The 17,412-nt window shown below is 60.3% G+C and carries 18 protein-coding genes and 5 pseudogenes; 9 read left to right on the forward strand and 14 right to left on the reverse strand.

All coding sequences use genetic code 11. The features are described from left to right. Positions 1 to 81: 81 nt before the first annotated feature. A pseudogene (locus ACTJKL_RS00080) lies at positions 82 to 893 on the reverse strand (lysozyme family protein). Between the two features lie 229 nt (positions 894 to 1,122). Here ACTJKL_RS00080 and ACTJKL_RS00085 point away from each other — a divergent pair. Further along, positions 1,123 to 1,965, forward strand: a complete 843-nt coding sequence (locus ACTJKL_RS00085) for a glycosyltransferase family 2 protein (RefSeq protein ID WP_440852180.1) — start codon at positions 1,123 to 1,125, stop codon at positions 1,963 to 1,965. A 67-nt stretch (positions 1,966 to 2,032) separates the two neighbouring features. On the opposite strand, the pseudogene ACTJKL_RS00090 reads toward ACTJKL_RS00085, so the two are convergent. From ACTJKL_RS00090 to ACTJKL_RS00105, 4 genes and pseudogenes are all read right to left on the reverse strand, one after another. Beyond that, positions 2,033 to 2,516 (reverse strand): annotated as a pseudogene (locus tag ACTJKL_RS00090) (hypothetical protein). Next, on the reverse strand, positions 2,517 to 4,313 hold the full coding sequence (locus ACTJKL_RS00095; RefSeq protein WP_440851850.1) for a hypothetical protein: 1,797 nt from the start codon (positions 4,311 to 4,313) through the stop codon (positions 2,517 to 2,519). It abuts the pseudogene before it with no gap. A gap of 198 nt (positions 4,314 to 4,511) precedes the next feature. Then, positions 4,512 to 4,931, reverse strand: coding sequence for a hypothetical protein (locus ACTJKL_RS00100; RefSeq protein ID WP_440851851.1), 420 nt, complete (start codon positions 4,929 to 4,931; stop codon positions 4,512 to 4,514). Between the two features lie 50 nt (positions 4,932 to 4,981). After that, positions 4,982 to 5,818 (reverse strand): annotated as a pseudogene (locus ACTJKL_RS00105) (terminase large subunit domain-containing protein); the annotation flags it as partial. A gap of 142 nt (positions 5,819 to 5,960) precedes the next feature. On the opposite strand from ACTJKL_RS00105, the gene ACTJKL_RS00110 reads away from it, so the two are divergent. After that, complete coding sequence (locus ACTJKL_RS00110; protein ID WP_018095310.1) at positions 5,961 to 6,302, forward strand: GFA family protein; 342 nt, start codon at positions 5,961 to 5,963, stop codon at positions 6,300 to 6,302. 25 nt (positions 6,303 to 6,327) lie between these two features. Here ACTJKL_RS00110 and ACTJKL_RS00115 read toward each other — a convergent pair whose 3' ends face one another. Next, positions 6,328 to 6,483 (reverse strand): DUF3309 family protein, encoded by a 156-nt coding sequence (locus tag ACTJKL_RS00115; protein ID WP_020487478.1) that lies wholly within the window; start codon positions 6,481 to 6,483, stop codon positions 6,328 to 6,330. Between the two features lie 338 nt (positions 6,484 to 6,821). On the opposite strand from ACTJKL_RS00115, the gene ACTJKL_RS00120 reads away from it, so the two are divergent. Next, entirely contained in the window at positions 6,822 to 7,226 is a 405-nt protein-coding gene (locus tag ACTJKL_RS00120) for a hypothetical protein (RefSeq protein WP_018095312.1), read from the forward strand. On the opposite strand, the gene ACTJKL_RS00125 is transcribed toward ACTJKL_RS00120, so the two are convergent. Further along, the gene (locus ACTJKL_RS00125; RefSeq protein WP_100674885.1) at positions 7,223 to 7,588 is read right to left on the reverse strand and encodes a hypothetical protein; all 366 of its coding nucleotides are present in this window, start codon (positions 7,586 to 7,588) and stop codon (positions 7,223 to 7,225) included. The genes ACTJKL_RS00120 and ACTJKL_RS00125 overlap by 4 nt on opposite strands. Before the next feature lie 171 nt (positions 7,589 to 7,759). On the opposite strand from ACTJKL_RS00125, the gene ACTJKL_RS00130 reads away from it, so the two are divergent. The 3 genes from ACTJKL_RS00130 (at position 7,760) to ACTJKL_RS00140 (ending at position 9,885) form a co-directional block, all read left to right on the forward strand. After that, positions 7,760 to 8,167, forward strand: coding sequence for a hypothetical protein (locus tag ACTJKL_RS00130; RefSeq protein WP_440852181.1), 408 nt, complete (start codon positions 7,760 to 7,762; stop codon positions 8,165 to 8,167). 1,174 nt (positions 8,168 to 9,341) lie between these two features. Beyond that, positions 9,342 to 9,542 carry a hypothetical protein gene (locus ACTJKL_RS00135; RefSeq protein ID WP_018095315.1) on the forward strand — a complete coding sequence of 67 codons (201 nt, stop codon included), beginning with the start codon at positions 9,342 to 9,344 and terminating at the stop codon, positions 9,540 to 9,542. Between the two features lie 163 nt (positions 9,543 to 9,705). Next, positions 9,706 to 9,885 (forward strand): hypothetical protein, encoded by a 180-nt coding sequence (locus tag ACTJKL_RS00140; RefSeq protein ID WP_275597732.1) that lies wholly within the window; start codon positions 9,706 to 9,708, stop codon positions 9,883 to 9,885. A 13-nt stretch (positions 9,886 to 9,898) separates the two neighbouring features. Here ACTJKL_RS00140 and ACTJKL_RS00145 read toward each other — a convergent pair whose 3' ends face one another. The 3 genes and pseudogenes from ACTJKL_RS00145 to ACTJKL_RS00155 form a co-directional block, all read right to left on the reverse strand. After that, the gene (locus ACTJKL_RS00145; protein WP_440852182.1) at positions 9,899 to 10,264 is read right to left on the reverse strand and encodes a BA14K family protein; all 366 of its coding nucleotides are present in this window, start codon (positions 10,262 to 10,264) and stop codon (positions 9,899 to 9,901) included. A 246-nt stretch (positions 10,265 to 10,510) separates the two neighbouring features. Beyond that, positions 10,511 to 11,128, reverse strand: a pseudogene (locus tag ACTJKL_RS00150) (hypothetical protein). A gap of 122 nt (positions 11,129 to 11,250) precedes the next feature. Continuing rightward, positions 11,251 to 11,787, reverse strand: coding sequence for a helix-turn-helix domain-containing protein (locus ACTJKL_RS00155; RefSeq protein ID WP_324761938.1), 537 nt, complete (start codon positions 11,785 to 11,787; stop codon positions 11,251 to 11,253). 134 nt (positions 11,788 to 11,921) lie between these two features. Here ACTJKL_RS00155 and ACTJKL_RS00160 point away from each other — a divergent pair, with 134 nt between their 5' ends. The 3 genes from ACTJKL_RS00160 to ACTJKL_RS00170 all read left to right on the forward strand — a co-directional run bounded on the left by ACTJKL_RS00160 (position 11,922) and on the right by ACTJKL_RS00170 (position 13,427). Next, complete coding sequence (locus ACTJKL_RS00160; protein ID WP_440851852.1) at positions 11,922 to 12,611, forward strand: S24 family peptidase; 690 nt, start codon at positions 11,922 to 11,924, stop codon at positions 12,609 to 12,611. 205 nt (positions 12,612 to 12,816) lie between these two features. Then, positions 12,817 to 13,146, forward strand: coding sequence for a hypothetical protein (locus tag ACTJKL_RS00165; protein ID WP_338283476.1), 330 nt, complete (start codon positions 12,817 to 12,819; stop codon positions 13,144 to 13,146). Further along, complete coding sequence (locus tag ACTJKL_RS00170; protein ID WP_100674863.1) at positions 13,143 to 13,427, forward strand: hypothetical protein; 285 nt, start codon at positions 13,143 to 13,145, stop codon at positions 13,425 to 13,427. The genes ACTJKL_RS00165 and ACTJKL_RS00170 overlap by 4 nt, the downstream gene beginning before the upstream one ends. Before the next feature lie 19 nt (positions 13,428 to 13,446). On the opposite strand, the gene ACTJKL_RS00175 is transcribed toward ACTJKL_RS00170, so the two are convergent. From ACTJKL_RS00175 to ACTJKL_RS00190, 4 genes and pseudogenes are all read right to left on the reverse strand, one after another. Continuing rightward, positions 13,447 to 14,169, reverse strand: coding sequence for a pentapeptide repeat-containing protein (locus tag ACTJKL_RS00175; RefSeq protein ID WP_440851853.1), 723 nt, complete (start codon positions 14,167 to 14,169; stop codon positions 13,447 to 13,449). Positions 14,170 to 14,397: 228 nt separating this feature from the next. Then, positions 14,398 to 15,396: a Tim44 domain-containing protein gene (locus ACTJKL_RS00180; RefSeq protein WP_440851854.1), complete on the reverse strand. Its 999-nt coding sequence runs from the start codon at positions 15,394 to 15,396 to the stop codon at positions 14,398 to 14,400. Positions 15,397 to 15,576: 180 nt separating this feature from the next. After that, entirely contained in the window at positions 15,577 to 16,476 is a 900-nt protein-coding gene (locus ACTJKL_RS00185; RefSeq protein WP_440852183.1) for a glycosyltransferase family 2 protein, read from the reverse strand. Positions 16,477 to 16,722: 246 nt separating this feature from the next. Beyond that, a pseudogene (locus tag ACTJKL_RS00190) lies at positions 16,723 to 16,815 on the reverse strand (Stf0 family sulfotransferase); the annotation flags it as partial. Positions 16,816 to 17,412: the final 597 nt, after the last annotated feature.

Consider the following 17,412-nt stretch of genomic DNA (forward strand, 5'->3'; position numbering starts at 1 on the left):
CATTCGAACGGATTTCGAGTATGGCCCAGGAAATTCCGGCCAGGATCAAGGCAGCGATGACCAGGTTGCTCCAGGGAAACGTCATCGTGTGAGCCTCAAAGCGTCGCGGACCGCCGGCATCGACCAGATCGCGTAAACGGCAAAGCTGACGATTATGACGAGGATCGCAAGCTGCACCCTCCAATCCAGCGCGACGAGGTTCAGCTCCTTCAGCGCCGTGACGATCGTACCGCCGGCCGTCAGCAACCAGGTCCAGAAGCGGCCGGACCGGGAAACCGGCTTGCGCGGGCGTGCCGGAACCACAACCGCCGCCGCCTCGCCCGCTCGGTCCGCCTCGACCTCTCGTGGACCGGCTGCCAGCACCGCGCGAAGCACGGCCTCCAGCTTTTCCGGCCGCACCAGCGCTCGGTTGAGCCCGTCGCCGGCATAATAGGACTGCCCGCGCCTTATTCGCTGCCGGTCACCCTGGCTATCGGCGAGAACCGGCAGAGACGCCCATTCCATCGCCGGCGCCTCGCGAATTCAACGGGGCCGATTTCGCCGGAGATAAAGCCGGCGAAACCACGGCGGTTCAGAAGGTGGAGGGCGAGCCGGTCCTGAAGCGCAGGATCGAAGCGCTGATCTCCGCCCAGTCCCGGTACTTCCTTCAAAAGCCCGGAGAGCGTGGCCCGCATGAACTGATAGCCCCCCGCCGCACTCGATCCATGCGCCCTCGCCCACCCCTTCTGCGCAAGGATCACCTCGGCGATCGCCATGTGCGTAAGCGGCTTTGTGAGCTTTCCCTGGTTATGTCCGTAGATCACGTCGTAAGACGCGCGGCCTTTGCTGCCGACTTCCGCCTCCCGGATAAAGTCGAGCAGCATCGCCGCGCCCGGAGGCACGGTTTGGGTCATGGGTTTCCTTTCTGCTGAAACTGCAGTTCGTCGGCGAAAAAAGGCGGACGAAGGCCTGTTGAGATTCGGGATACGCGCCGCGGCTTGTTTGATCTCCTCAACAGGCCTTCGTCCGTTGCGAGCTTGCTGCCGCCGAAGAAGCGCTTGGCGCTCTCGCCATGGACGCCCGTTGCGGATCGTTGCGCCATTGGATATGTGCAAGACTGATTCAACGGTAGAGATAAAATCAGTGCCCAAGCCGAAGGTTGTCGTCGTTTTCCCCGTCTACAATGGCGAAAAGACACTCACCAGCAGTCTACGGTGCATTGCCGAACAGACGTTCGATGGCTTCGAAGCAATCATTCTCGACAATAAATCGACGGATAAGACGGTCGACATAGCCGAGCAATTTTGCCGGTCGGATGAACGCTTCTCCGTCGTCAAATGCGCAGAACATGTAAGCGCGATCGATAACTTCGCGAGAGCAGTCCGGCTCGGCGCCGAACGTGGCGAATATTTTTGCCTGCGTGCATGCGATGACCATTCGTCGCCGGATTTTCTCGCGCGCTTGGTTGAAGCACTTGACGAAAATCCCGGAAAGCTTCTTGCCGCATGCTCGACGAAGCTGGTAGGGCGAAGCGGGTCCAGAATCAAAGCCCCGGACGACTCTGTCTTCGAATTCACAAGTAAATACGTATCAGGCAAGGTCCCAAGAAATCTAACGTTCCCGGCTGAGTGGATCTACGGTCTGTACAGAGCCAGCGCAAAAGAAGTGCTCATGGAACGCTGGTTCGAACTTGGAAATCCTTGGTGTTTCGCATCATACGTCGTTTCAGAACTTGTCGTCCGCGACCTCGTAGTGTACGTCGACGGACCAACATTCGACTTCACAGAGGGATCTGGCTCTGAGGCGCGTTATGGGGCCAAAAGTTTTCGAGATCGCCTAACTCAGAGACTGAAATATACTAAAGGCTCCTACAATCTGGTAAAAAAGCTTCCAGATGTCAGCTGGTCGATCCGGATGAAATTCTTTCGGATGTGTTGGAACGACGCGCGACGAAAGACTCGGTATAAGATTTTTTGGATTTTCTAATGTCATTTGATGGCAATTGTTTCGTTGCCACAGCGCAGCTTTGTATGTCGATCCGTGATAGGACAGGCTAGAGGTCGGCAGATGTGGACCACATTGCGTCAATCTGCTCGTCCGAGAGGCCGAGGGCGGTGCCAATGAGGTCGATGAGCGGATGCGCGCGGTTGAATGTGGTGGCGTATTCCCACTCAATTTTCGCAACCTCCTTCTCAGGACCTTCCTGCATTGTCTCAATAGCGGCCGCGACCTGAGCCGGAGTAAACCCGTTCTTGACGAGGCCTAGACGAAACCGACGGGTGGTCAGTAGCGGAAGCGATGCACGGACTTGCTCCGTCGTCGGCGGTACATAGCTTTGAACCGGAAAGTCCGGATGCTGCTTCATCCAGGTACGGATTGCTGGGTTCGCACCGATCGAGTCGTCAGGTGTGGAAACGTGGTTCGAAACGTTCCTCCACGCCGTTGATCCTCAACGTGAGATCAAGGTCGTAGATGCCAGGGGTCGGCGTATCCGTGACCTTGTGGACGGTGACCACCTCGAAAATCGACTTTTCCATTTAAGCGACCCTTTGCATGATGTTGTACTCGCCGTTGCCATTGACTACTCCGCGTGAGCGCCAGGTCCCCGCCAATGCTGCTCCGGCGCTCGGGTGGGTCGATGGGACGTAGTACCTGTTGATCGAATTGTGGAGGGTGGGGGTGCCGGAGGCATTGCGTGCAATGTTGGCGTCGTTACCCAGTGCCACAATATGGCCGAGCGGAAAGCTCGTGTCGTTGGCACCAGTTCCAACATAGACCTCCGCCGCAGTAAACCCGAGGGCATGGGTGTGGCTGGTAGACGTGACGGAGTTTGTCGTCGAGTTGGTAATGTCGCCAGGCGTACCGAGCGTCAGGGTGCGATCTGCGGCAAGCGTGCCGCCGCCGGTCAGGCCGTTGCCGGCGATGATCTGTTTTGCAGAATTCGCCGGCGTGTATCCATAGATCGAGTTAAGGTCGGCCGAGGATAGGTTTCCGGAGTGATAGACGACGTGCTCGGCGCCGTTGACCTGGAATTCCAGGCTGTCGACGCCGCCGGAATTCTTCAGTGTGAGGGCCGTGTCTCCGCCGGTCGCCGTATCGTTATAAATGCGAAGCCCTTGATTCACCCCCGTGCCGTCGGTGTGCTGGATATAAGCTTGGCGAGTGGCCCCCTTATAGAAGCTCACATACGGATCGTCGGTGGAGGCGGGGCCAACGATACGTATCGCCTCGCCGGGGGTGGTGATCGTATGGGTGCCGGTCTGGCCGAGCGTCGTGATGCCGTCATAGGCTCCGGAAATTCTGGCGTTCGGAACGGTTCCGGTCGTGAGATTGGAAGCGCTGTTCGCACCGAGATTGGACCTCGCCGTCGCGGCGTCCGTCGAGCCCGTACCTCCTTCGGCGAGCGCAAGCGGTGTTGCCAGCGTCAGGCCCGAGGAATTGAGGCGGCCGACTTCCGTTCCGTTTACGTTCCACACATGAGAGGAGTTGGCCGGGACCGTATAGTTCAGGGTCGAACCCGTGATCGTGAATCCGTAACCGCTGTAGAGCTGGATATGCTTCGAAAGATCGGTACTCCCGGCAGCAACCGCATTGGCGAAGCTTACGCCGGACGAGAAATTCTTGCCCGCCATCAAGCCCGGAAGCCGTGCGTCGGAAATCGTTCCCGAGCTGAGATCCGAGGCCGATCCGGACGACGCCACTGCCGCAAGGCCGAGCGTGGTCTTCACGGCAGTGGCGCTGGTGTCGTCGAGGATCGTTCGCGCAAATGGTGTCAGCGCCGTGGTCGCATAGACATCCGATGCGGTCGTGTAGATCGTCCTGTCTGCGGCGGTCGTCAGCCCGGAGATCGACTGCAAACCGGCGTCGTAGGCCTGCACGTCCGCTCCGATTGCCACTCCGAGCGTCGTCCGGGCGGTAGCCGCATCCGTGTCGTCCAGGATCGCTTTGGCGAAGGCGGACACACCCAGGGTCGTCAGCGCCGCCGCTGCGTCTGCGTCGCCGAGGATCGTGCGCGCGAACGGCGTCAGCGCCGTCGTGGCATAGGCATCGGCTGCCGTTGTGTAGATCATCCTGTCGGCGGCAGTCGCGAGCGCGGCAATCGATTGCAGGCCGGCGTCGTAGGCCTGCACGTTCGTACCGATCGCCAATCCGAGATTGGTCCGGGCTGCGCTTGCCGAGGTCGCCCCCGTTCCTCCTGCCGTGACCGGCCGCGCGGCATTGGCGTCGGCGCTGAGGTCATCCACAAGCGCATTGTAGGGCACGCTCTGAATGGTCGTATTGAACACACCTTTCGTGCCGGCAGGTGGTGAATAGACTCCGCCTGTGCGTGGCATCGTAACCTCCATGAAATAAGGCGGCTCCGAAGAACCGCCCGTGGTTTCCCGTTTCGTTCATTCCGCTGGACTGCCGGCAACACTCTTCCTTGATTGCCTTAGCCCCACCAGCGCCACACCCGGCCCTTGGGTTGCTTCGACAAACTGACGTCGTCAGGCAGGGTCGTACGACCACGTTGTCAACGCCGTATCGCGGGCTCAGGGCAAGGTCGGGAGGCACGCGTTCGGTTTGGTTCGGGTGTCCCTCACTTCTCCCGTACGCTGATTGTAGAATCTGCCGTCATCGAGTTTTGACCAGTCGCCGTTTCGCATGGCATCGATTTCAAGGCGTCCTCTTTCAAGCTCCATCAGTCGCACCGGATCGGACTGCTGCACCTGCTGCTGATAGAGTGTCTGCAGAATCGCGCGCTGCTCTTCGCTGAGGAACGGATTGCCGAGGGCTTGAAGTAGCTCCATCCGGGTCGGGGCTTGCGGCGCCTGCTGCTGCCCGATCGCCTGCGCCTCTGCGATCTGCTCGGGCGAGGCCGGGGCGCCGCCCATGAGCGCCGGCATGATGCCGCCCTGCGCATTGGCGAGCTTCCGGGAGCCTTGGAACTGCGCGGGGATGCCCTGCGGCACGTTCATGCCGGGGAATTGGGCCCGGTACTCAGGCGTCTGCTCGAAGGCGGCGATCCGAGCGCCGGCACGCCCCTGGTGCGCGCCTCCCGCTCATGGGCGGGATAGCTGTCGATCACCCGCTGGCGATCCTCGAGCGTATAGTGTTCGGCATCCTCGATCGTCATGGTGATCACCGCGCGATCCGGCGATTTTTCCATGAGGTACCTGGCCACGACCGCGCTCAGGCCCCTGAGCGGCGTAAAGGTGACCGCGATGGCGCCGCGCGTTGCATTGGTGCGGGTAATCCCTTCGAAATAGACGTCTTCCGGCGGCTCCTCGTCGAACCAGACGTAATCCACCGTATTGGCCTGCCATTTGGCGCGCCCCTGTTCGTATGCCTTGAAGAGCAGCGTCGAGGCTCTGCCCGAAACATGCCGCACCGTCACGCTGTCGAGAGCACCGGAAGCGCCGGCGCGGCGCGTCGTCGCCTTGATCGCCGCTTTCGGGAGAAATCCGGTGCCCCACTCCTCCTCGTTGAGGGGCGGCCCGACCAGTAGCCGTTGCACGCCGTCGCGGGTCAGTTCATAGGACTCCGAGCCCGCCAGCAAGACGATCGGCCGGTCGAACCGCCGGCCCTGCCACCAGTCGGGATAGCGCCCGGTCAGGTGCATCGCCGCCTCCGCTGCGCCGGCCAGCGTCTTGCCGAGCTGGTTGCCGGCCATGAACAGCCTCTCGCGAAAAGCCGCGCCCGCCGCATGGAACTCCCGCTGCTTGGCATAGGGCCGGTAGGCGGCAAGGATATTCGTTCGTTGCCGCCTGTGGAGCTCCGCCATCAGCAGCATCTGTTCCCTGAGCATCGCGGAAAGGCCGGACGCAATTGTCCCCTCGGATGGGTTGGATACGCTCATCCGTGATCACGCCTCTATATTTTTGCGAATTGCGGTCGTAGCCGGCGTAAGCATCGCTTCGTCTTTGCTGGACTGCGCCGGAATAAGATCAATAATGTCCCCAATGCCGTGCTGACATACGAAGCGCCGATGGGAGAAAATCATGATCGAAGGCCATTGCCATTGCAGGGCGGTCCGCGTCGCGGTCCCCGTCCGCCCGGAGACGCTCGGCGATTGCAACTGCTCGCTCTGCAGCAGGCTCGGCACGCTTTGGGGCTATTACCCTTCCAGCGAGGTCAGCATCACCGATCCTGAAAGAAAGCTCGTCGGATATGTCCAAGGCGACAGGACCTTGACCATGCACCACTGCGGCGTTTGCGGCTGCATAACCCACTGGTCGCCGGCCGGCCGCAGCTCACCGCGCATGGGGGTCAACATGCGCGTCTTCGATCGTTCGGTCTGGGAAGACATCCCGCACCGCCTTATCGACGGCGCGAGTTGGTGAAATCGGCTCTGTGTGCCTCGGGCCTTCAGATTCTGCCCATCAAGAGCAAGATCAACAGGACCACGACCAGAACGCCGAGAATTCCCGAAGGGCCGTATCCCCAGCCGGACGAGTAGGGCCAGGCCGGAATGGCGCCGATCAAAAGCAGGATCAGAATAATGAGGAGGACGGTGCCAAGCATATTGCGGTTCTCCCTTGCACGATCGAAATTTCTGCGAACGAAATCACGCGCCAAATCGAGTTTCTGCAGCGACTTTTGCGCGCCTCCGAAGATGTGGGTGCGCTACAAAGAACATCGTTCATCCTACGAATGCGAGAAGTCAGAATATGTTCCACGCCCCACGCGACCCATATGCGGGCAACACTCAATCAGAACGGGCAGTTTCCTTGGAAGCCTGGTCCTCGTTTTCCGATTTGTCACATCTGGAACAGCGAGGCGGCGTGAAAGGGCCTTTTATCTGCATGTTCTCATACGCATGAGAACATGCTAATTTTCTTTTTTTCTCGGAGGGGAAACCGATGCCACGTATTGCAAATCTTTATTTCAGAACGGCGATTGTTTTTTTGATCCTGGGCATTTCGATCGGCCTGCATATGTCGATCACAGGCAACCATGCCGCAACGGGCGCCCACGCCCACGCCAATCTGCTCGGCTGGGTAACCATGGCGATTTTCGGCGGCTATCACGCGCTTAATCCTCAAAAGGCGGCAAGGCGGCTGGCGGTGATTCAGTACGCCGTCTACACCTTCGGGGTGGCCGTCCTGATTCCGTCGCTCTACCTGATGCTATCCGGAAACACGGCCGTGGAGCCGATCGTCGCCGTTTCGTCGCTCATCGCCTTCGCTGGCGTTCTGCTCTTTGCCGTCATCATCTTCTCGAGCAGCGAAGCGTCTGTTTCGGCAAGAGTGGCGCCGACGCATTAAAGCTGCACTTTCGCGGGCGGCACGCGCTTTCGCAGGCCGCCTGCCCTCTTCCTGGCGGGAAGCAGTGGCCGGATCGCAGCGTCCAGCGCGCGGATCCGGTCGATGATCTGTTCGTCCGACAAATCGTCAACCCCGCCGGTTGCGGCACTCAGGTCCTTCGGCAGAACCGAGGCGACGAGCTTCAGATAGGCTTCCGGCTTCTCGTCGCGAATGCGAGCGATGACCTCGCTGCCATGCTGGGCGAAATCCGCGCGCACGGCACCGAGAAAGCTGCTCCCCAGCGGGCTGCCCTCACCTCTCGCAGCCGGCATGCCCGCCGCGTCCGGCGCTTCCGCCTCCGGCATGGCGCTCTGATCTTTCATCATGAATTTCTCCGCTCCTCGTCCTTCTCGGGCCGGCAGCTCATGACCACAATTTCTGGAACAATCTTCCCGCCATATGCAATCCATAATTGCGCCAGAATCCCGGATCAGATTGGCGCAACAGGACTGTGCCGCCTCGTTTATCGAAGAGAAAACCGCCACGGAGGGAATATGCGCCGAAGCCTCGCCACCGCCTTTCTCATTGCCGCATCGACGATCTCCGCCTCTGCGGGGGAACGGGGCGAACCGCAATACTTCGTGAAGGCCTGGCTTCAAATGCCTGACAGAAGTTTCGAGCAAACGAGCGGCTGGTGCGATGGAGAAGATGATTGTTTCGTGCCGATCGGTGAGCACGTGATCCAGTTGCGGGATATGTCGGCCTCATCTTACACGTTCAGCTTTTGGAACGACCCCTCGCAGCAGGATGCCTGCTGCGTGAGCCACACTGGTTTTCCTACGTTGCGCCTTTGGAGCGGACGTCCCCGCGTCGTTCCTCTTTACTACACCCCGAGAGTATCAGGCGACCCGGGGCAGACACTCTTCGGCAACCTCGTCATAGCAGTCGAGTACTTGGGCTAACCGCCTCCGGTCGCCGAAGCCAGGTCTCTGAAGCGGATCCCTTGGGAAAGCATGTTGGATGCCGCCTATTCCCGCCATCTCGATAACGCCTGTTTAAGTGTCATCGTTGGCCCAGGAGGGGCTGGCCCTTCCTTTCACTCATGGACTTCTCCTCATGAATATCTGTGTTTCGCGGGTATTGCGGTGGATCAAATTCATTTGCGGCCGGCGATGCCGCCCACTCGCCCGGCGCCGCTGGCGCCTGGATCATGCGAGATTTTGGGGTCAACGCGTCTTCACGCAGAATCCGCCTCGCGGATTCGGGTGACGCGGAAGCGCACCGCCGGCCGCACACGGCGCCGCGGCGTCTTGGAACGCGCGGCATCGCCGTGAACCATGAATCGGAAGTGAGGAGCACGCCGCGCCGAGAGGAGCGCCGGACGTTTTCGAGGTCGCCTTCGCAGGATCGGAGCAGGATTGCAATTCCTCCTCCACTCTCATCTCTCTGTGCTTGTCACAGAAATCCAGCAGCGCCGCGTCTGCGGCGCGGGAAGCGTTCTTTCGGCTCAAGGGCTTGGTCTCACTGGAGCCTGTGACGACCACAGGGATGAGGAGATCAAACAAGCCGGGGCGGGTATCAGAATCTCAACAAGCCATAGATCACGATGCTGAAGCCCTGAGAGGATAAAATTCCTATCCTTGATTTATGGAATACCGCAAATGCCTCTCGGTGCGCAAGCCTTCGTCACGCCAAGAGCGCTTGTTTTTCGATTTGCCCACGGGAAATCTCTCCGATGTCTCACGACGGACCGCAGGAGGTAGGTTCGCCTGCTGCTGCCAACGCGCGGCCCGCTATGAACCCGCTGCTCGGATGCCTGCTTGATGAAGAGGCTGCTCAAATTTTGTTGTACGGATGTATATTATAATTTCCTTGCATAAGACATTGGCCTCTGCTTCAATCCTGAAAGGCTGATGCTTGAGGGCTTGGGTATATATTTCGATAATGATGTCTCGGATGAACGGCAGCGATCGGTTCGCTATCGTTGCTCGATGTCGGACGACGTTTCGTGCCGAGGCAAAAACACATTGCTTTGAACATTACTATAGAGACTGAAATTTAGGCCAGTATCCCGATCGTCGGGGAACCACGACAGCCCGCAATGCATTTGCCTTCCCGAGAGAAGGAGCTTCGTCCATGCGCAATCCTTGGATCTATGTTGCCGTCGGTTTCATCGTCGGTGCCGGCTTGTTCGTCACCACGGCCTGGCACCGCACGCCCCTCGCCGAATCCGGTCAGTTCGCCAGCGTAAAACTTGAAAAGACCGATCGCCTGCAGGGTGGCGTCCAGACTTCGTTCGTCATGGAGCGTTTCGGCCCGGTTAAATCCGTCGAGTAACCGGGGACGACGTTCAAACCTGCACCGGACCATTTACAGGTGCGGCAGGCAGCGCTTCAGGCATGCCGGGCACCGCCGCGAACTCTTGCTTTCCGCCGCCGGATGCGCAAGTTACTCGCGCCGGGGTCATGCCGGCGCTGAATGGCGAACGAGGAAGACTGCGGTGAGTCCAGATAACAAGCCCGATGCCGAAATCAGGGTCGAAAAGCGAACGAACGGGCGCTGGGCCTTCGTCCTCAGCTATCGCGGCGTCACCTATCCGGCCCAGGGTCAGTTCGCCACTCAGCTTCAGGCGCAGTCCGCGGCTTACGTCGCTGTTAAGCTCCTGCGCAAAACGCGCTGAGGGGTTATCCCCTCTAATTGTAAGGCGAGTTACACCGGCGGCGCCCGCCGTCGAAGGGCTGAAACGTATCGTCCGCAGCGCGATACGAGGCGTAGCGCTCCTGGCACCAGCGAAGATGCGCATTGGCGTCGACCTGCCCCCTTTGCCGTTGGCGCAGGCGCGATCTGTCCACCGCCCGGGGCGAAGGGCCTCCCACCGTCGCACCGGGGCCTATGCCGATGTCGGGAGCCCTGCCGCGATAGCGGGAGCCGTAGTTCGGATATCGCTGTTGCAGGAAGTCGCGGTATTCCCTCTCGATGAAGAGATCGTGGTTGCTGGTTCCCGCGGGACGACCGGCGCAAATTCCCGTGCTGCAGGTCTGGGCTTGTGCCGGTAGCATACCTGTCGCTACGGCAATCACCGCAAAGGCGAGCATTGCTGAAGCTTTCACGGACTTACCTTCTTTCTGCTCCGGGGAAACGGTCGATGCGCCTCGACATGCTCGTTCGAGGCACCTTCGCATTGAACGCATTTAACCTCTATTCGCCCAAAAGTGCAGCGGTTTTGGGACGATGGTTTGCCCGGCATTCTTGTGGCACGGTCTGAACCGGCTTAGGCCGGATCGAAATATAGGATATTATTCCTATTATGGAGTAAACGAAATATCCTTCTTCCCATATTCACGCAAGCCCTTTTCGAAGAGGAGGGCATTCAGGCCCCGCTTCAGCCAATCCAATTAGGCTTCCGGCATCATTCTCAACCCTTCGTAATCCATCACGCAGACGTTGAAGACGGTGGCTTTCACCTGCCGCCCCTCCTCGCATCCGAGCAACAGGCCTTCGAGCCTCATCATTCTCTCCGCCGCGTTCTTCGCCTTCACGGCGCGGGCCTCGCTCGGCTCGCTTGCATGTCCTCTTACGTGGCCGATCTGCTGGGCTCTGACGCTTGGAAACGCGATGCCCGTCAAATGATAATAGCGCACCATCGCCGCCGCGTAGTCGTCGCCCGCCTCCCGCTGCTGCTCGGTAATCCGCCCGTCTAGAAACAACCGGCCGAGCGTGTAGCCGGCGAGCGCGCCTCTCGTCTCGAGGCCATGCATGCGCTTGCGCGCTGCAAGCGCCACAGCCATGGCCTCCTTTTCGCTTTCCTGTTTGGACCACTCCGGCTTTATCTTGCCGCATGCAAAGCGCTCGGCATTGGCCTTCCGCGGCCGTCCGAGTTGTGCCTTGCGCTTTGCACGCAATTTCTGAGCCTTGGTCAACATGGGAATCCTTTCGAGCGTGGTGATTGAGACATCCGTTGCGGGCGACCTGCCGTGAAGCGGCGGGACGTGACGGTATTCAGGGTGAACTGAGGGTGGGTATGGAATACGAGCCGCCGCAAGGCTCAGCCGACGGTGTCATCTCTGGAAGCTGCCCGGCTTCCGGCGCCTCCATCATTCACGACCGCAAGCACGGTCGTGTGGTCTCTATGGAAGATGCGGCCGATCCCCGCCAGCGAGAGATCCCGGCGGCGCTCATAGACCGCGCGCATGCAGGCATGCCTCGGCTTCACCAGCCGGCGCTCCCGGCGCACACTGATGATGTCGTCCCAGCTCACACCGGGAAAATCCTCGAGCACGGCGGCAACGATTTCCTCGATCGGCGCTCTGTCGCGGCCGGCCTCATTCGACGCACCGGTATCTCGGCTGCCAAGCAGAATTCGGGCCTGGGCGAGCAGCCGCGCTCCCGCATCGGCGAGATCGGCTTCCAGTCTCGCAATCCGCCGTCCTTTCGCTTCGTTGTCGGAAGCAAGGTCGACCAATTGTCCTTCGAGCTCTTTGATGCGCGCAGATCGGCCCATCGCTTCGCTCGGGCGGGCCAGCCGCTCCCGTACGGCGCGATAGTGTCGCGTCTGCCTTGCCAGTTCCGAATTCTCCGCCACTGTTCTCGAACTCCCTTTGCCGTGCTCCGAGCAGTCGCGGTGCCTCCGCAGCCGCGACTTGACTTTACCAATGACATCTATAATGTCGTGTTGTCAACATGATTTATGTTATCAACATTGCTAAGTCCCGTGTCATGAGCGAAAGAGCTGAAAGATTGCGCGAGGCGCGCGTCAAAGCGGGCTATCGGTTCGCCTCCGACGCAGCGAATGCCTTGGGCATCGTGGCCTCGACCTATCGCGCCCACGAGAATGGGCAGAACGAGTTCGAACTCAGCGAAGCGGAGGTCTACGGCCGCAAGTTCAATGTCGACCCGCTTTGGCTGCTGACCGGCACCGACCGCCGAAGCTCCACGGGCTCCGCGACCGGCTCGACAATGGTCGAAGTCGACGCGCCGAACGCCCGGATCGGCGCCAAGGTGATCGGCCAGGGGGAAAAGATCCCGGTCTTCGGTCAGGCCGTCGGCGGGGTTGATGGTGAATTCATAATGAACGGCAACGTGCTGTACGAAGTCATGGCGCCGCCGATACTCTCGGACATCTCGGGCGCATATGCGGTCTCGGTTTCAGGCGATTCGATGTACCCCCGCTACGAAGACGGCGAGGTCTGCTTCGTCGATCCCAGCCGCCGTGTCCGGAAAGGCGACTACGTGATCGCTCAGATTCGGCTGGAAGAAGGCGGGGCCCTGCTGGCCTACGTCAAGAAGTTCGTGCGCCACAACAGCTCCGAACTGGTTCTCGAGCAGTTCAACCCCCATAAGGAACTGCGCTTCGAAGCCTGTACCGTTCACTCGGTCCATTATATCGCGCTCGCCGGCAACGCCTGAGGGACGCAAAGCCCCCCCAGTCGTCGGGCGAAAGTCGAACCAGCGAGCTTATTCCTTTGCCGCACCCCGACGGCATCACTCATGTCGGCTGACTCAACACAATTCGTGTTGACATGTATCGTGTCAGATGCAATGTTGGGTGAACACAGGGCAGAATTGCACGGCGGACGAACGCCGGCAGCGATACGAGGAGAATAAGCGCCACATGTCCCTCCCCCGCATCAGATCCGATCTTCATGGCCAGGTCGACGAACTCTTCGCCGCCGACTTTCTCCGTTCAACCGACGCGCAGAACCAGATGGCGCTCAAGTGCTTTCTCTCCTCCGCCTATTCCAGCCTGGCTTCGCTCGCCTGGCATCTTGGTGCAGATGGGCATATCTTCCAGCGTGAAGCCCGGCCCGCGTCGGATCTCGTCGACGACGCCTTCTTCGCACTCAATCGCGAGCGCGAGTTCGGCAGCGGCGCGGATGCGAGCCAGGTCCAGCGGCAGCTCGGTACGCACAATCCCCGGCAGCAATTCGGAGGCGCCCTGTGATCCGCGCCGAGACATATGCCGTCGTCAATCTCGCTGCCCTCAATCTCATCGAGGCTGTCAGTGCCGCCTACTTCGTCACCGAAAGCCAGGCCATAGCCCGTCATGAGTTTCGCGCTCGCGAAATGCTGAAGAAAATCGCCTTCGCTCTCGGCTATGATCTGGCTGAAGCGGCGGCGCAGGACGATCGGCCGCAACGGAGAGCCGGCGCGGAGTCGCCGCAGGCACGACCGGGTCTCAGGCTTGTGTCCGCCGAGCTTGCGGCACCGAACGGTGATCGTTGAAGCGCCCGACCTTCACGCTTCAATCGTCGTCGGGAGGGCACGGCCATTTAGCGGGCACGGCCAGTCCCGACGGCAACTTGGTCGCGCCGTCACCGCAGGTGAGATCGACCTGTTCCTGTGTGAGCCCGGAGGCTCTGGAAAGGTCGACGCCCTCTATCCTCGTCAGGAAAAGAAAGGCGCGATCCAGATCGATCGGTCCTTCGAGAACCGCACCGCTCAGCTTGGCGCGCGAAAGATTGGCCATCGCGAAGCGCGTGCCCGTCAGTACGGCCTTGTCGAAATTGGCGCGCCCGAGTTCCGCTTTCTCGAAGTCGGCGCCTGCCAGCCGTGCTCCGGTGAAGTCGGTGCGCTGCAGCTCGGCACTCGCGAAGGATGCATTCTCCGCAGAGATGGCTGAAAAGTTGCCGCGATAGGCCTCCACCCTGCTGAAATTCGCCTTGTCCGCTTTCGCCCTGGCGAGCGAAGCACGAACGAGCGTCGCCTTCTCCAGATTAGTGGACGTGAGATTGGCCCCGCGCAGGTCGGTCATCGTAAAATCGGTGTTGAACAAATTGCTGTCCGGGAGGTCGCTACCACCCAGCATGATCTGCTTTTTGTTGCAATCCTGCCAGTCCGTACCCGGTCCAGCAGCGCTTTTGCAATCCGCCGCTGCGGCGACGCCGGCGGCAAGGGCCCACACCGTGATCGCCGCAGCGCAGAACGTTGTACGCGCGCTGCCACCCGTCTTGCCAAGCTTCGTCATATCGCCGCTCCTCGATCGGCTGCGGGCGAAAGATCAGCAGGCCGACACGTGCCGGACTGAACGAACCACCGCGCAGAACTCAACCGGAATTCAAGATGTTAAGGCGAATCCGCCCGTCAGAAAAGAGCGGCAAAGAGCAGCGCCGTCAATAGCCGATCTTCGCCTTCTTCTGATCGGATCATGATGCCGGTGGCAGGCTTGCCGCCCGGCGGTCAGGCTGGCGGGCGTTCAGGCCTCGACGCCCTGGATGGCAGATACCTGCCAGTCGGCGCCGGGCTTTCGCGCGAACGTCCATATCTCGACGGCGTCTGTCGCCTCGTCGGCATTGCCGCTCACGACCCTGCCGGTGGCCCTGTCACGCATCACGTCGATGCTCTCGTAGCGCATGGCGACCGTCGCATATTCGGTACCGTTTTCTCTCCATGCCTCCGCGAGGTCGCCCTGAACGAGGTGAACGTCGCGGACTTCGTTCTTGAGGCCCTTTGTTGCGTTGTCGCTCAGCTCTTCCGCGAGGTAGGACATGGCTTCGGGTGTGGTCAGCTTACGCAGCGCCGCATAATCCTCCGCTCCGTAGGCAGCCTGCACATCCTTCAGCATCGCCTCGAAGCGATCGAGATCGTCTTGGCCCACGCTGATCTCATCTGTCTGCACCGGTACCGGTGCGGCGGCTGACGCCCCTGTGGCAGCGCCGCCACCCATGGCTTCACCTATCCGCGGAATACGGAAGGACGGCGCTGCGCCGGCTGCCGCCGAAGAGCGGGCCGCGGCAGCGGGCGCCGAATAGGCCGGACGCTGGTTGCGGCCGAAGAAGCGCATTGCCAGGGAGGTCAGCAGAACGACGAGGCCGACCTGCAGCAGCAGGCCGAGGAAGCCGATGCCGCCGCCGATGCCATGGCCGAGCAGCATGCCGATGAGACCGCCCATCATGAGACCGCCGAGCATGGATCCGCCGAAACCATTGAAAAAGCCCGGCCGTGCATTGGTCCGGTTCTGGCTGGCCGGATTGGTCGCGGTCGAAGGCTGGGTGCTCTGCCGCGGTGTCATGGTTCTGTCGATCGGCGCGGCCGGTGCCGGTGCCGTCCGAGTGACCGGCGGGGCGGAAAAGGTCCGGCTGCCGCGCGAGCCGAAGCCACCGCCTGCCCGCCTCGCGTCAGCGACGTCGACCACCGTCATCATCGCCGCAACACCGATTGCCGCAATGGCCAGAACACGTCCGAAACGCTGCATTTCCACCCTTCCCTGTCTCTCGACCGCAATCGGTCAATACGAGGTCATATAGAGCCAGAGGCGCAGGAATTTAAGAGTGCTGCCCCGTCTTTCCTCGTATTCGGTGTGAGCTAACGGTAAACTGTCCACCCGATGAGGCGTTTGGCGCCGTTCCTCCCGATGCCTCGGACGCGGCTAGGGCTAGCGCAGGGGTCCGATAAAGCCGAGTTCGAGCAACTGCCTGGAACTCGAGAACCGCGTCGAGCACGCATCGGAAAAGTCGAACTCACCGGTCTCCTGAAGATCTTCAAACATCTTGCGGTAGACGGCCGCAGCATCGAAATACTGCCCGTCGGCGACTGCCTGTTCGATCTTTTCCTTGTAGTCGGAGAAGAACTTGAAGTGCAGCAGCACACCGGAGACGGCGGTGAAATTCCTTTCGCAGGGCAACGGCTGATGAATGCTGACGCCGAGGCTGCATTCGCTATCCCAGAAGATGACAGGATATTTGATGAGTTCGAGCAGATGGGCGAATTTGCGCTTCCGCGGACCGCCCGTGATGCTGATCGCCCGCTTCGTATGGCTGATCTCGTATCCGGAGCCGTCGAAATGATCGGCGATTTCCCACGGCATGCGGCCATCATCGCTGTCGAGCGTGGCAGCCCCGAGCGGTCCGATCGGATACATGTCGAGCATCGGGGCTGCGAGGCGCTTTTCCCCTTTGCTCTCCAGCGCTCGCAGAAGAGCATCGAGCGGCCGGTTCTCGCAATCCTCGTAGATCAGGAACTCGTCGGAATCGACATTTAGATACCACCGGTTCCAGCCATAGTGCTCGAACAGAGCCTCTCGCCATTCACGCCCCCTGCGGGCATCGCGATACCGCACCGGCGAGCTCCAAAGGTCCACGTCGGCTTGCGCAAGCAGATAATCCCGCGTCGCGTCCGACGATACGTCATCGACGCAGATGAAGCGGGTAACGCCGAGCCTTCGGTAGTGTGCGAGAAACGAAGGCAGCAGCTTCCGGTCGTTATGCGTATTGAACACGAGCGGAATGTCTTCCTTGCCGAGCGCCCGCTGCCCGCCCGGCGTCAGGCACGACATCTCGATCGTCCGCTTCCGCTTGCGGACCCGCGCCGTCAGCTTGTAGGTTTCGTAACGGGTAAGAACGCGATCGAATATCCCTCTCCGAACCCGCTCGCTCTCAGCTCGGCGAAAAGGATAGTGAAGTTCTTTCAAGGTCTGCTCCCGATCGACCGCTGCGAGAGGAAGCGTTTATCGGCATCGGCGCGCGAATTCAACTCCGCCGCAACCGCGGATCTTGCGCCGGCTGAGGGCAGAACCGTCGGCCTAGAATGCAAACGGATGCCGCGGTCGCAGGGTCCGGCTGCCAAGCTTGACGAAGTTCTTGATCTTTCCCGGAATGTGCTCCCGCCGGTCATACACAAGCGGCTGTGGCGACTATGCGAAGTCCGCTCGTCAGCTTAGCCGGAGCGATCCAGGCGTAAGCCGAACCATTGCTGCGTTCCGAGAGAATTTGAGGTTTTTGGTGGGTGATCACGGGCTCGAACCGTGGACCCGCTGATTAAGAGTAATCTATTTTTCTCTGAACAGCCTACAAATCAAGTAAAGCGGTTTCCAATGCCGTGCGATAACTATACCTGAAAACGCGGAACATTTCGTGAATTGGAAACCGCAAATTAGGTGTTCTTTGGCTGATCTGCAACAGGAATATCGAATACCGCCGCGTCACGGCCTGATGCCCTCCGATGACCATACGGTCTACTCGCTACGGCAAAGTTTCCAGACAGGATCGAGAATGCCGGTTGCTCCGACCGCATGCAGGCCGACCTCACCGAACGTGCCCTCAGGCCACCTTTATGAGCACCTAGGGGAACCGAGCGGGGCCCTAGGCGTTCCCGACCATAGAGACGGAAAATTCTCATGGACAATCAAAGATATAGCCTGAAGCGTGAACCGGATGGGACTTGGACGGTCTTCGACGTCTTCTCGGGGGAACCAGCGGTCTTAGGTCCCGAC

It is taken from the genome of Sinorhizobium sp. 22678 (assembly GCF_052044265.1).
Taxonomy (GTDB): domain Bacteria; phylum Pseudomonadota; class Alphaproteobacteria; order Rhizobiales; family Rhizobiaceae; genus Sinorhizobium; species Sinorhizobium meliloti_A.

Coding starts and splice junctions, on each gene's coding strand:
- ACTJKL_RS00165 (WP_338283476.1), top strand. CDS start 12,817: ATGTCCCTCCCCCGCATCAGATCCGATCTTCATGGCCAGGTCGACGAA.
- ACTJKL_RS00185 (WP_440852183.1), bottom strand. CDS start 16,476: ATGTCGTGCCTGACGCCGGGCGGGCAGCGGGCGCTCGGCAAGGAAGAC.
- ACTJKL_RS00145 (WP_440852182.1), bottom strand. CDS start 10,264: ATGCTACCGGCACAAGCCCAGACCTGCAGCACGGGAATTTGCGCCGGT.
- ACTJKL_RS00125 (WP_100674885.1), bottom strand. CDS start 7,588: ATGAAAGATCAGAGCGCCATGCCGGAGGCGGAAGCGCCGGACGCGGCG.
- ACTJKL_RS00120 (WP_018095312.1), top strand. CDS start 6,822: ATGCCACGTATTGCAAATCTTTATTTCAGAACGGCGATTGTTTTTTTG.
- ACTJKL_RS00160 (WP_440851852.1), top strand. CDS start 11,922: ATGAGCGAAAGAGCTGAAAGATTGCGCGAGGCGCGCGTCAAAGCGGGC.
- ACTJKL_RS00115 (WP_020487478.1), bottom strand. CDS start 6,483: ATGCTTGGCACCGTCCTCCTCATTATTCTGATCCTGCTTTTGATCGGC.
- ACTJKL_RS00135 (WP_018095315.1), top strand. CDS start 9,342: ATGCGCAATCCTTGGATCTATGTTGCCGTCGGTTTCATCGTCGGTGCC.
- ACTJKL_RS00095 (WP_440851850.1), bottom strand. CDS start 4,313: ATGCCACGCACAGGCGGAGTCTATTCACCACCTGCCGGCACGAAAGGT.
- ACTJKL_RS00130 (WP_440852181.1), top strand. CDS start 7,760: ATGCGCCGAAGCCTCGCCACCGCCTTTCTCATTGCCGCATCGACGATC.
- ACTJKL_RS00175 (WP_440851853.1), bottom strand. CDS start 14,169: ATGACGAAGCTTGGCAAGACGGGTGGCAGCGCGCGTACAACGTTCTGC.
- ACTJKL_RS00110 (WP_018095310.1), top strand. CDS start 5,961: ATGATCGAAGGCCATTGCCATTGCAGGGCGGTCCGCGTCGCGGTCCCC.
- ACTJKL_RS00180 (WP_440851854.1), bottom strand. CDS start 15,396: ATGCAGCGTTTCGGACGTGTTCTGGCCATTGCGGCAATCGGTGTTGCG.